This window comes from Thermomonas brevis, from assembly GCF_014395425.1.
Classification (GTDB): Bacteria; Pseudomonadota; Gammaproteobacteria; order Xanthomonadales; family Xanthomonadaceae; genus Thermomonas; species Thermomonas brevis.
Map to the genome: position 1 here is coordinate 2,525,678 of NZ_CP060711.1, position 12,612 is coordinate 2,538,289.

Consider the following 12,612-nt stretch of genomic DNA (forward strand, 5'->3'; position numbering starts at 1 on the left):
AGCCACCAGGCCAGCATCGCCTCGCCGGGTCTTGTCGGAGCCACGGCATGACCACGGCGCTGCGGGATGCCATCGACCACACCGCGCTCGGCTGGGTGAAGCCGGAGATCGACGAGACTCTGCGCCAGGCGCGGATCGAGCTCGAAGCCTTCGCCGAAGCGCCGGACGACGCTTCGCCCATGGCCACCTGCATGGGCCATCTGCACCAGGTGCAGGGCACCCTGCGCATGCTCGAACTGCAGGCCCCGGCGATGGTGGCCGGCGAGATGGAGCAGCTGGCCGAAGCGCTGCGCGACGGCGCCACCGCCGATCGCGACGAGGCGCTGGCCGTGCTGATGCGCGGCGTGGTGCAGCTGCCGGACTATCTGGAACGCCTGCAAGGCGGCCACCGCGACATCCCGATCGTGCTGCTGCCGCTGATCAACGAGCTGCGCGCGGCGCATGGCGCGGCAGCGCTGGGGCAGGATGCGCTGCCCAGCCTGCTGGACGCGCCCACCGAGGCCGAACTGGAACACGCGCGCGGCAGCCTGGCCGGGCGCAACCGCGCGCTGCTGGACACCGTGTCCGCGGCGATCAAGGAAGACCTGCTGAAGGTCAAGGACGCGCTCGACCTGCACCTGCGCGGCAGCCGCGACAACGTGCAGGAGCTGCAGCCGCAGGCCGAAGCGCTGGACCGCATCGGCGACACCCTCGGCATGCTGGGCCTCGAAAGCGCGCGCGCGGTGGTGCAGGAACAGCGCAAGATCGTGCACGGCATCGCCAGCGGCGCCCGTCCTCCGAACGAGAGCGACCTGCTCGACGTGGCCGGCGCGCTGCTCTACATCGACCATTCGCTGGACGACCAGGTCGCGCAGCTCGGCAGCGCCGCCAGCGCGGACGAGGCCGGCGGCCTGCTGGCGCAGGAATCGCGCAAGGTGATGGGTGCGCTGACCCGCGCCGCGGTCAGCAACTTCGCCGAAGTGCGCAACGCCTTCGTCGCCTTCGTCGAAACCGACTGGGACCACGCCGCGCTGGAATCGGTGCCGCGCCTGCTGGGCGAAGTCGCCGGCGCGATGCGCATCCTCGAACGCCCCGAACCGGCCGACTACCTGGAAGCGCTGCGGCGCTACAGCCAGGACGAACTGGTCTCGCGCAGGCAGGTGCCGGGCGGCCGCCAGCTGGACACGCTGGCCGACGCGCTGGCGAGCATGGAGTACTTCCTGGAGTCCATGCACGACCCGCACGGGCAGCGCCTGGATCTGCTGGAAAAAACCCGCGCCAGCCTGGAAGCGCTGCGTTACTGGCCGCTGCCGGAGGCCCGCGCCATCGAACCGGAAGCGCCGGCCGTGGCGGAGCCGGCGGTCGAACATGTCGAAGAAGCCGCGGCGGACGCCGTGGTCGAAACCGTCGTCGCCGAGGAAGAAGCGCCCGCAGTCGAAGCCGCGCCTGTGACCGCACAAGTGGCGGTGGGCGGCGGTGCCGCGCTGGCCGTCGGCTTCGAATCGGCCGGCGACGAAATCGACGACGAGATCCGCGAGATCTTCCTGGAGGAATTCCAGGACGAGATCGGCAACCTCGACACCCTGCTGCCCGCCTGGAAGCTGGCGCCCGACGACGCCGAAACGCTGCGTCCGATCCGGCGCGTGTTCCACACCCTGAAGGGCAGCGGCCGGCTGGTCGGCGCCAAGGTGCTGGGCGAGTTCGCCTGGCACGTCGAGAACATGCTCAATCGCGTGCTCGACGGTTCGCGTCCGGCCAGCCACGCGGTGGTGGCGTTCGTCGGCCAGGCCCGCGAATCGCTGCCGCAGCTGCACGCCGCGCTGCGCGGTGAGGGCAGCGTCGGCATCGACATCCACGCGATGGAAGCCGTGGCCGACCGCCTGGCGGCCGGCGAGGACGTGCTGCTGACCGCGGCGCCGATGGCGCAGCCTGCGGCCCCGCACGAAGAAGCGGCGGCGCCCGATGTTGCTGTCGCCGCCGAACCCGAAGCCGCCGCGGAAACGCAGGCGGTCTCGGTGGATCCGGTGCTGCTGGAAATCCTGGGCACCGAAGTCGGCGGCCACTTGGTCACGGTCGACGCCTGGCTGGCGCAGGCCCGCGCGGGCGATGCCGCGGCCAGCGATGCGCTGGTGCGCGCCATCCACACCCTCAACGGCGCGTTCGCGATGACGGAAGTGCCGTCGGTGACCGCGTTCACCGCGCCGGCCGAAGGCTACGTCAAGCGGCTGCTGGCCGCCCGCGCGCAGGCCGATGCCGACGGCGTCGCAGCGCTGGGCGAAGTCGCCGAGGCGGTGCGCGCCTCCACCCTGGCGCTGCAGACCACGCCGGCGCAGGTGCCCGCCTTCGCCGCGCTGGCGGCGCGGATGGCCGCGCTGCGCGACGCGCTGCCGGAAGCGAACCTGCCGTTCATCGACACCGCACCTGCCGGCAACGAGGACGCGGACGCCGCGCGCGTCGCCGCCGAGCAGGCGGAAGCGCAGCGCCTGGCGGCCGAAGCAGCCGCACGCGCCGAAGCCGAACGCGTTGCTGCGGAGGAAGCCGAAGCCGCGCGCCTGGCTGCCGAGCAGGCGGAAGCGGAACGCCTTGCGGCCGAAGCGGCTGCGCGCGCCGAAGCCGAACGTCTCGCCGCGGAAGAAGCGGAGGCCGCGCGTCTGGCGGCCGAGGAGGCCGCGCGCGTCGAAGCCGAGCGCCTTGCCGCGGAAGAAGCCGCGCGCCAGGAGGCCGAACGCCTCGCCGCCGAGGCGGAAGCCGAGCGTCTGGCGCAGGAAGAAGCGGCCCGCGTCGAGGCCGAGCGTCTCGCCGCCGAGCAGGCCGAAGCCGAACGCCTTGCGGCGGAACAGGCCGAGGCCGCGCGCCTTGCCGCCGAGGAAGCGGAGCGTCTCGAAGTCGAACGCCTCGCGGCGGAAGAAGCCGAAATCGCCCGTCGCGTCGCCGAGCAGGCGGAGGTCATGCGCCTCGAAGCCGAGCGGGCGGTCGCCGAGGAAACCGAACGCCTCGAAGCCGCGCGTCTGGCGGCGGAAAGCGCCGAACACCAGGAGGCCGAGCGCCTCGCGGCCGAAGCGGCTGCGCGCGCCGAAGCCGAACGCCTTGCGGCGGAAGAAGCGGAAGCCGCGCGGCTTGCGGCGGAGCAGGCGGAAACCGAACGCCTGGCGGCCGAAGAGGCCGCACGCCTCGAAGCCGAGCGGATCGCCGCGGAACAGGCCGAGGCCGCGCGTCTCGCTGCCGAACAAGCGGAAGCCGAGCGCCTGGCGGCCGAAGAAGCCGCACGCCTCGACGCCGAGCGGATCGCCGCGGAAGAAGCCGAAGCGGCGCGTCTTGCCGCCGAACAGCAGGCGGAAGCCGAACGCCTGGCGGCCGAAGAAGCCGCACGCCGCGAAGCGGAGCGCCAGGAAGCCGAACGCATCGCCGCCGCCCGCGCCGAGGCCGAGCGCCAGGAAGCCGAACGCGCGGCGGTCCGCCGTGCGGAAGCCGAGCGCGCCGAAGCCGAGCGTCGCGCCGCCGAGGCCGCCGCCGCCGCGCAGGCGCGCGAGCAGGCCGCGCTGGCGGCGCTGCAGTCGGCGGCCAGCGCCGCGGAAGACCCGGACGAGCCGCTGGACACCAGCGAGCTGGACCTGGAGCTGGTGGACATCTTCGTCGAGGAGGCCGGCGACCTGCTCGACCACTCCGACGGCCTGCTGGCCAAGCTGCGCGACACGCCGGACGACAACGAACTGGTGAGCGGCTTGCAGCGCGACCTGCACACGCTCAAGGGCGGCGCGCGCATGGCCGGCATGATGCCAGCCGGCGAGCTGGGCCACGCCATGGAGTCGCTGCTGGAAGCGGTGGCCGCGCAGAAGACCGAATTCGGCGCCGACGGCGTGCCGCTGCTGGAACGCGGCTTCGACCGGCTGCACGGCATGATCACCCGCATCGCTGCACGCCGCGCGATCGGCATGCCGGCGGGTCTGATCGAAGAGTTCAGCGCCCGCGCCGAAGGCCGCGCGCCCGCGGTGGAGCAGGCGGCGGAACAGGCCGCCACGCCCGCGCCGCGCGCCGTACCCGCGAAAAAGCCCGAGCTCAAGCCGCTGTCCGCGCCGATGGGCCAGGACGGGTTCGGCGAGGACGAGGACATCGGCGTGCGCGCGCCGCAGGAACAGGTACGCATCCGCGCCGACCTGCTCGATCGGCTGGTGAACTACGCGGGCGAAGTCGCCATCTACCGCGCCCGCCTGGAACAGCAGCTGGCCGCGTTCCGCAGCACCGCGCAGGAAATGGAGCAGACCAACCTGCGCCTGCGCGACCAGCTGCGCCGCCTCGATTCGGAAACCGAAGCGCAGATCATCGCCCGCTTCCAGCGCGAGAACGACACCGCCAACGAAGCCTTCGACCCGCTGGAGCTCGACCGCTTCAGCACCCTGCAGCAGCTCTCCCGCGCGCTGGCCGAATCGGCCGCCGACTTGCAGAGCCTGCACGGGTCGATGGACGATCTGACCCGCCAGTACGAGACGCTGCTGACCCAGCAGTCGCGCGTCAGCTCCGAGCTGCAGGAAGGCCTCATGCGCACGCGCATGCTGCCGTTCGACTCGCTGGTGCCGCGTCTGCGCCGCGTGATCCGCCAGGCCGCCGGCGAAACCGGCAAGCAGGCGCAGCTCAAGCTGGAAGGCGCGCAGGGCGAACTCGACCGCAACGTGCTGGAGCGCATGACCGCGCCGCTGGAGCACATGCTCCGCAACGCCATCGCGCACGGCCTGGAAACGCCGGACGCGCGCCGCGCCGCCGGCAAGCCGGAGGAAGGCAGCATCCGCGTGGTGGTGCGCCGCGAAGGCTCGGAAGTCGTGCTGCAGATCGCCGACGACGGCGCCGGCCTCAACCGCGACGCGATCCGCGCGCGCGGCATCGACCGCGGCCTGATCAAGGCGGACGCGACGCTGAGCGACGCCGAGCTCGACCAGCTGATCATGCAGCCGGGCTTCTCCACCGCCGAAACCGTCAGCCGCCTGGCCGGCCGCGGCGTCGGCATGGACGTGGTGGCGAGCGAAGTGCGCCAGCTCGGCGGCACCATCGACATCGCCTCGCGCCCCGGCCAGGGCACCACCTTCACCCTGCGCCTGCCGCAGACGCTGGCGGTGACGCAGGCGGTGTTCGTCAAGATCGGCGAGACCGAATACGCGGTGCCGATCGCCTCGGTGCGCGGCGTGGGCCGCATCGCCCGCGAGGACATGGCCAAGGCCGGCGCGGGCTACCGCTACGGCGGCGAGGACTACGCGCTGCACGACCTCGGCGCGCTGGTCGGCGCCGCCCCGGCGAAGGCGGAAGGGCATCTGCAGATGCCGCTGCTGCTGGTCGGTTCCGGCGAGCTGCGCGCGGCGGTGGCGATCGACCAGGTGGTCGGCAGCCGCGAAATCGTGGTCAAGACCGGCGGCCCGCAGCTGGCGTCGGTGCCGGGCATCTTCGGCGCCACCATCATGGGCGACGGCCGCGTGGTGGTGATCCTCGACGTCGCGCCGCTGGTGCGCCGCCAGGCGGCCGCCGCGCAGGTCGACGAGGGCGAGGTCCACGTGCCGGGCGCGCAGCGGAAGGTGCCGCTGGTCATGGTGGTGGACGACTCCGTCACCATGCGCAAGGTCACCGGCCGCGTGCTGGAGCGCCACAGCTTCGAGGTGGCGACCGCGAAGGACGGCCTCGACGCGCTGGAGCGCATGGCCGACTTCGTGCCCGATCTGATGCTGCTCGACATCGAAATGCCGCGCATGGACGGCTACGAGCTGGCGACCGCGATGAAGGCCGACCCGCGCCTGCGCAACGTGCCGATCGTGATGATCACCTCGCGCACCGGCGACAAGCACCGCCAGCGCGCCTTCGAGATCGGCGTCGAGCGTTACCTCGGCAAGCCGTACCAGGAAGTCGAGCTGATGCGGAACGTGTTCGAGCTGTTGGGGCTGGAGCACGCGGGCGACGGAACCCTGCAATGAGCGCCAGGCGCGTGGTGGTGCTGGCGCGCGCGGGAGCCGCGTGCGACCGCACCCGGGCGGCGGTGCAGCAGGCGGGTGCGGAACTGGCGGCGGTGCTGGACCCGACCGCCGTAGGCGAGGAGGACGTTCGCGTGGCCGCGCCCGACGCCGTGCTGGTGGTGCTCGACCCGGTGGCCGAGACCGCGCTGGAGAAATTCGACGGCGTGCTGGCCGATCCGGCGCTGGCGGTGATGTACGACGACGCCGAGGTGGCGGCCAGACGCGACGGCTGGGAAGCGGCGCGCTGGGCGCGGCACCTGGCGGCCAAGCTGCACGGGCACCAGGACGTGCTGCCGGCGATGCCGGGCGGCGACGCCGGGCGTGGTTTCGCGCAGGAGATGGAAGACCTGACGTTGCAGGTGGCGGCGATGCCGCCGGTAGCGCAACAGGCCAAGGCGCCGACAGCGGCGCCCGCGAACGGCGCGGTGGTGGTCGCGGCCGGCGTCGGCGGCCCCGACGCGGTGCGCCAGCTGCTGGGCGAACTGCCGGAGGCGTTCCCGCGCCCGGTGCTGCTGCGCCAGCGCATCGAAGGCGGGCAGTACGACCGGCTGGTGCGGCAGATGCAGCGCGCTTCGCGCATGCGGGTGATGCTGGCGCAGGCCGGCGAGCCGCTGCACGGCGGCACCGTGTACGTGATGCCCGACGGGCTCGACGTCGGCGAAGCGCCGGCCGGCCTGCACTTCGTGGCCACCGCCGGGGAGCCCGGCTTCGCCGCCCTGCGCGCCGCCGACAGCGCCATGCTGCTGCTCAGCGGCGCGCCGCCCGCGCTGGTGGACGTGGCGCTGGCGATGCGCTGGGCCGGCGGCCTGGCGCTGGGCCAGGCCGCGGAGAACTGTTTCGATCCCGCCGCCAGCAATGCGCTGGTGGCGCGCGGCGGCGAGGCGAGCAGCCTCGCCGGGATGTCCCGACAATTGCTGCAACGCTGGTCTGCCTGAGGTCCTCCATGTCCGACATCGCATACATCATCCGCGGCGTGCTCATCCAGGTGGCCGATGCGCGCCTGCTGCTGCCCAACGCGACCATTGCCGAAGTGCTGTCCTACGCCACGCCCGAGCCGCTGGCGGATGCGCCGGACTGGCTGTTGGGCCGGATCCGCTGGCGCGGCTGGCAGCTGCCGCTGATGTCGTTCTCGCGCTTCGCCGGCATCGCCGAGGAAGAGGGTGGGCTGGGCAGCAAGGTGATCGTGCTCAAGGCGCTGGGCGGCAACGCGCGCCAACCCTATTTCGCGATGCTGACCCAGGGCTTCCCGCGGCTGGTGACGGTGACCGAATCCACGCTGGCGACGCTGGACGACGGCGGCGAACTGCCCGCCGGCGTGCTGGCGCGCGTGCGCCTCAACGAGAACGATGCGATGGTGCCCGACCTGGCGGCGCTGGAGCAGCGCCTGCACGCGGCGCTCGCCGCCGCCGCGTAAGGCCGCCGGAGCGGTGGACGCCTTCGCGAAAGCGTTCGTGGCGTTCGCGTTGCTGGTGGGATGCCCTTGGGGATACTCGGTCTACAAGCGCCATCCCGTCGAGGCGTTCTGTCGCGGTCTTCCCGCTGCCGCGACCCGGGAGCGGGTGATCGCCGACGCGGAGGCCGCCGGCCTCTGGATCAATCCGCTGGGCAGGCAAGCCCCGAGCCTCTGGATATACAACCAGCGCGCGCCTTGGTGGCGCTATGCGTGCGTCATCGAGTTCGATGCGCGCCACGGCATATCCGCGAAGGTGATGGCGGCGGATTAGGCGAGGGATCCGGCAGACAATGCGGCGGTATTTGCGTGTCTCCCGGCCGCTAAGCCAGATCGCCCAGCATCGCCTGCAAGGCCGCGATCGCCGCAATGCCGGCGGTTTCGGTGCGCAGCACGCGCGGCCCCAGCCGCAGGCCTTCGTAGCCTGCCGCCATCAATTGCTCGCGGTCGCGCGGCGACCAGCCGCCTTCCGGACCGATCGCCAGCGTGCAGACTCGCAGTTCGCCGCCTTGCAGCGAGGCCAGCGTGCGGTCGGCGAATGGATCGAGGAGGAAGCCGTGTCCCTCGCGCAGCGCGGCGCCCTGCGCCAGCGGCTGCGGCGCCAGCACTTCGGGCACGACCGCGCGGCCGCTCTGCTCGCAGGCGGAGACCACCACTTCGCGCCAGTGCGCCAGCCGCTTGGCGGCGCGCTGCGCGTCCAGCTTCACTTCGCTGCGCTCGCTGTCCACCGGCAGGATGCGGGCGACGCCGAGTTCGGTCGCCTTCTGCAAGATCAGGTCCATTTTTTCGCCGCGGGCGATGCCCTGCACCAGCGAGATGCGCAGCGGCGATTCGTTGTCGATCCGACGCGCGCCGAGCACCTCCGCCTGCGCGCCACGTTTGTCGGCGGCGACGATGCGGGCGTCGTAGTCGAAGCCGTCGCCGTTGAACAGCACGCAGGCATCGCCCGCCTGCAGGCGCAGCACGCGGACGAGATGCGCGGCGGCATCGTCCGGCAGGGTCACGGTGTCGCCCGACTGCAAGGGCAGGGCGACGAAGCTGCGGGTCAGGCGCATCGGGTGGCTTCCTCCAGTGCGGCGGCGGTGGCGCGCGCCAGCAGGTCGAGCTGCGCGTCGTCGATGCAGTAGGGCGGCATCCAGTACAGCACGTCGCCCAGCGGGCGCAGCAGCGCGCCGGCGTCCAGCGCCGCGCGGTACATGCGCAGGCCGCGGCGGCCGGCGATCTCCACCGCGTGGCCGTCCTCGGCGTTGCCGGTTTCCGGATGCAGTTCGATGGCAACCACCATGCCGGTCTGGCGCACTTCGGCCACCGCCGGGTGCGCCCGGAACGGTGCGGCCAGCACGGCCATCTTCGCGGCGGTTGCGCGGTTCCGCGCCAGCACGCCGTCGCGTTCGAGGATGTCCAGCGAAGCCAACGCCGCCGCGCAGGCCAGCGGGTTGCCGCTGTAGCTGTGCGAATGCAGGAACGCGCGCTCGCGCGAGTCGTCGAGGAAGCCGTCGTAGATGGCTTGCGTCGCCAGCACCGCGCACAGCGGCAGGAAGCCGCCGGTCAGGCCTTTGGACAGGCATAAAAGGTCGGGCTGGATGCCAGCCTGCTCGCAGGCGAACAGCGTGCCGGTGCGGCCAAAGCCGGTGGCGATCTCGTCGGCGATCAGGAACACGCCGTGCGCGTCGCAGAGTTCGCGCGCGCGGCGCAGCCAGGCGGGATGGTGCATGCGCATGCCGCCGGCGCATTGCAGCAGCGGTTCCACGATCAGCGCGCAGATTTCGCCTGCGTGCGCATCGAGCAACTGCGCCAGTGCGTCGGCGGCGGCGTGGGCGAGGCGCTCGGCTTCGGCGGCGTCGCGCGCGCCGAACGCGTCGGGGGAAGGCGCGAACAGCGTTTCCAGCAGCAGCGGCGCGTACACGCGGCGGTACAGCGGGATGTCGCCCACCGACAGCGCGCCCAGCGTTTCGCCGTGGTAGCTGCCGGTCAGCGCGACGAACTTGGTGCGCCCTTCGATGCCGCGATTGTGGAACCAATGGAAGGCCATCTTCAGCGCCACTTCCACGCCGGCCGAGCCGTTGTCGGCATAGAACACCTTGGACAGCGGACCGCGACCGGCCTCGCGCGGGGCGATGGCGAGCAGGCGCTCGGCCAGTTCGACGGCGGGCGCGTGCGAGAAACCGGCCAGGATCACCTGCTCCAGCGTCCGCGCCTGCCGGGCGATGGCTTCGGCGATGCGCGGCTCGGCGTGGCCGTGCAGATTGGTCCACCAGCTGCTGACGCCGTCCAGCACGCGGCGGCCATCGAAGCCGACCAGCCAGGCGCCTTCGCCGTGCGCCACCGGGAACAACGGAAGCGCATGCGGGTGCTCGCGCATCTGCGTGCACGGATGCCAGAGCACGGCCAGGTCGCGCGCGCGCCAGTCATCGGTGGCGGCTATCATGGGGCCATCGTGAAATCCTTCCATCCCGCCATTATCGCCGCCGGGGCGGCCGCATGAGCCGCCGCCTGCCCGTCATCCACGGCATCACCGAGCACGACGCCGGCCCGTACCGCATGGAGCGGCTCGACCTGGAGTTCAGCAACGGCGAGCGCCGCCTGTACGAGCGCTTGCACGGGCGCGGTCACGGCGCGGTGGCGGTGGTGCCGATGCTGGACGCCGAGACCGTGCTGCTGGTCCGCGAATATGCGGCCGGCGTGCACCGCTACGAGTTGGGGTTGGTCAAGGGCCGCATCGACGCCGGCGAGACGCCGGTCGAGGCCGCCAACCGCGAGCTGATGGAGGAGGCCGGCTATGGCGCCCGCGACCTGCACGTGCTGCGCAGCCTGACGCTGGCGCCCACCTACATGAGCCACCAGACCCACGTGGTGCTGGCGCGCGACCTGTATCCGCAGCGCCTGCCCGGCGACGAGCCGGAAGAGCTCGAAGTGGTGCCGTGGAGGCTGGCCGAGCTGGACCGGCTGATTTTGCAGGAAGACTTTTCCGAGGGCCGCACCATCGCGGCATTGTTCATCGCCCGCGAATGGTTGCAGCAGCATGCACATGAATGACGCGCTGCGCGACGCCGTGATCGGCCTCGCGCGCAGGGCCGCCGCCGAGATCCTCGCCGTCTACGACAGCGCGTCGTTCGAGGTGGATGCCGCGGTCCAGCACAAGGATGACAACTCGCCGCTGACCGCCGCCGACCTGGCCTCGCACCGCTGCATCGTCGCCGGCCTGCGTGCGCTGACGCCGGACATCCCGGTGCTGTCGGAGGAATCGAAGGACGCCGACATCGCCGAGCGCCGCGCGTGGAAGACGCTGTGGCTGGTCGATCCGCTGGACGGCACCCGCGAGTTCGTCAAGCGCAACGGCGAGTTCACCGTCAACATCGCGCTGATCGAGGAGGGCGTGACGACCTTCGGCGTGATCCAGCAGCCGGTCACCGGCGCGCTGTGGCACGGCGCGCCCGGTCGCGGCGCGTTCCGCCGCGACGCCGACACCGACGTGCCGATCCATGCGCGCATTCCCGCCGCCTCGCCGTTGCGCATCGCCGCCAGCCGCTCGCACCGCGACGCGCGCACGCAGGCGCTGCTGGACGCGCTGCCGGGCAGCGAGGTGCTGGGCTGCGGCTCCTCGCTGAAGTTCTGCCGGATCGCCGAGGGCGCGATGGACCTGTATCCGCGCTTCGGCCCGACCAGCGAATGGGACACCGCCGCCGGGCAGGCGATCCTGGAGGCGGCCGGCGGCGCGGTGCTCGATCCGCGCGGCCGCCCGTTCCGCTACAACCAGCGCGACACGCTGCTCAATGGCGATTTCGTCGCGCTCGGCGATGTCGCACTGCCGTGGCGGGATTGGGTTTGATTTTTTGACGCGGATTGGCGCGGACGACACGGATGAAGCTTCGGATGCGAAAAGGCTTTATCCGCGTCATCCGCATTGATCCGCGTCCGGATGTTCCTGAGGTTCACCGATGCAAGACAAGACGGAAAACATCGCGCAACTGCTCGCCATCATGGCGAAGCTGCGCGATCCGGACGGCGGCTGTCCCTGGGATCTCGAACAGGACTTCGCCACGATTGCGCCGTACACCATCGAGGAAGCCTACGAGGTCGCCGACGCCATCGACCGGGGCGACATGGCCGACCTGAAGGATGAGCTGGGCGACCTGCTGCTGCAGGTGGCGTTCCACGCGCGGATGGCGGAGGAGGCCGGCGCCTTCGATTTCGATGACGTGGCGGCTGCGATCTGCGACAAGATGGTGCGTCGGCATCCGCATGTATTTGCCGCACAGGGATGTGCCAATGCCGCGGGAGGCAGGATGCCGGGAGCGGCCGGCGACATGCATGCGGACGACAGCGGCGAAGTGCTGCGCAACTGGGACGCGATCAAGCGCGCCGAGCGCGAGGCGAAGGGCGAAGCCGACGCGTCGGCGCTGGCCGGCATTTCGCGCGGGCTGCCGGAATGGCAGCGCGCGGTGAAGCTGCAGCACAAGGCGGCCAAGGTCGGCTTCGACTGGCCAGATCCTGCGCCTGTGCTGGACAAGCTGCGCGAGGAACTCGACGAGGTGCGCGCCGAGTTCGACGCCGTCGCCGCCGCGCCGGGCGATGCCGAAGCGCGCGACCGGCTGGAGGACGAGATCGGCGACGTGCTGTTCGTCTGCGCCAATCTGGCGCGGCACGCCAAGGTCGACGTGGGCGGCGCGCTGCGCCGCGCCAACCGCAAGTTCGAGCGCCGCTTCCGCGCGATGGAAGCGCTGGCCGAGGCGGACGGCGGCCTTGCCGGGAAACCGCTGGACGCGCAGGATCGCTATTGGGACCTGGCCAAGGCGGCGGAGAAGGAAGGCAAGCGATGAGCGAGGGTTTCGCCAGCTTCCGCGAGTTCTATCCGTTCTATCTGGGCGAACACCGCAACCGCACCTGCCGGCGGCTGCATTTCACCGGCACGAGCTTCGCCATCGGCTTCATCGTGCTGGCGATCAAGAGCGGCAATGCCTGGTGGCTGCTGGCGGCGCTGCTCTCGGGCTACGCCTTCGCCTGGATCGGCCACTTCTTCTTCGAGAAGAACCGCCCGGCCACCTTCAAGCATCCGCTCTATTCCTTCGCCGGCGACTGGGTGATGTACCGGGACATCCTGATCGGCCGCATTCCGTTCTAGCGATGATGCGGGCGGCATCCGTGCGGCCGGAACCCGCCCAGGGACACGCCGTGAATACGTCCATGTAGGCT

General features: G+C 71.6%; 10 protein-coding genes. 8 read left to right on the top strand and 2 right to left on the bottom strand.

Going from position 1 to position 12,612, the window contains the following annotated elements; all coding sequences use genetic code 11:
- Positions 1–47: 47 nt before the first annotated feature.
- From H9L17_RS11610 to H9L17_RS11625, 4 genes are read left to right on the top strand one after another with little or no spacing between them, the layout of a single operon-like run.
- The gene (locus H9L17_RS11610) at positions 48–5,930 is read left to right on the top strand and encodes a hybrid sensor histidine kinase/response regulator (RefSeq protein WP_187569601.1); all 5,883 of its coding nucleotides are present in this window, start codon (positions 48–50) and stop codon (positions 5,928–5,930) included.
- Positions 5,927–6,904 carry a chemotaxis protein CheB gene (locus H9L17_RS11615; protein ID WP_187569602.1) on the top strand — a complete coding sequence of 326 codons (978 nt, stop codon included), beginning with the start codon at positions 5,927–5,929 and terminating at the stop codon, positions 6,902–6,904. Before H9L17_RS11610 ends, H9L17_RS11615 begins: the two co-directional genes overlap by 4 nt.
- Before the next feature lie 8 nt (positions 6,905–6,912).
- Positions 6,913–7,383, top strand: coding sequence for a chemotaxis protein CheW (locus tag H9L17_RS11620; protein ID WP_187569603.1), 471 nt, complete (start codon positions 6,913–6,915; stop codon positions 7,381–7,383).
- A gap of 13 nt (positions 7,384–7,396) precedes the next feature.
- A complete protein-coding gene (locus H9L17_RS11625; protein ID WP_187569604.1) occupies positions 7,397–7,693 on the top strand; it encodes a hypothetical protein in 297 nt (98 codons plus the stop codon).
- A gap of 49 nt (positions 7,694–7,742) precedes the next feature.
- Here H9L17_RS11625 and H9L17_RS11630 read toward each other — a convergent pair whose 3' ends face one another.
- The gene (locus H9L17_RS11630) at positions 7,743–8,474 is read right to left on the bottom strand and encodes a 16S rRNA (uracil(1498)-N(3))-methyltransferase (protein ID WP_187569605.1); all 732 of its coding nucleotides are present in this window, start codon (positions 8,472–8,474) and stop codon (positions 7,743–7,745) included.
- Complete coding sequence (locus H9L17_RS11635) at positions 8,465–9,871, bottom strand: adenosylmethionine--8-amino-7-oxononanoate transaminase (protein WP_187569606.1); 1,407 nt, start codon at positions 9,869–9,871, stop codon at positions 8,465–8,467. Before H9L17_RS11635 ends, H9L17_RS11630 begins: the two co-directional genes overlap by 10 nt.
- Positions 9,872–9,900: 29 nt before the next feature.
- Between H9L17_RS11635 and nudE the strand changes: the two genes are divergently transcribed.
- The 4 genes from nudE (at position 9,901) to H9L17_RS11655 (ending at position 12,541) form a co-directional block, all read left to right on the top strand.
- Positions 9,901–10,455, top strand: coding sequence for an ADP compounds hydrolase NudE (gene nudE / locus H9L17_RS11640; RefSeq protein ID WP_187569607.1), 555 nt, complete (start codon positions 9,901–9,903; stop codon positions 10,453–10,455).
- Positions 10,448–11,248 (top strand): 3'(2'),5'-bisphosphate nucleotidase CysQ, encoded by an 801-nt coding sequence (cysQ, locus tag H9L17_RS11645; RefSeq protein WP_246455084.1) that lies wholly within the window; start codon positions 10,448–10,450, stop codon positions 11,246–11,248. Before nudE ends, cysQ begins: the two co-directional genes overlap by 8 nt.
- A gap of 109 nt (positions 11,249–11,357) precedes the next feature.
- A complete protein-coding gene (mazG, locus tag H9L17_RS11650; RefSeq protein WP_187569609.1) occupies positions 11,358–12,239 on the top strand; it encodes a nucleoside triphosphate pyrophosphohydrolase in 882 nt (293 codons plus the stop codon).
- Positions 12,236–12,541, top strand: a complete 306-nt coding sequence (locus H9L17_RS11655; RefSeq protein WP_187569610.1) for an Mpo1-like protein — start codon at positions 12,236–12,238, stop codon at positions 12,539–12,541. The genes mazG and H9L17_RS11655 overlap by 4 nt, the downstream gene beginning before the upstream one ends.
- Positions 12,542–12,612: the final 71 nt, after the last annotated feature.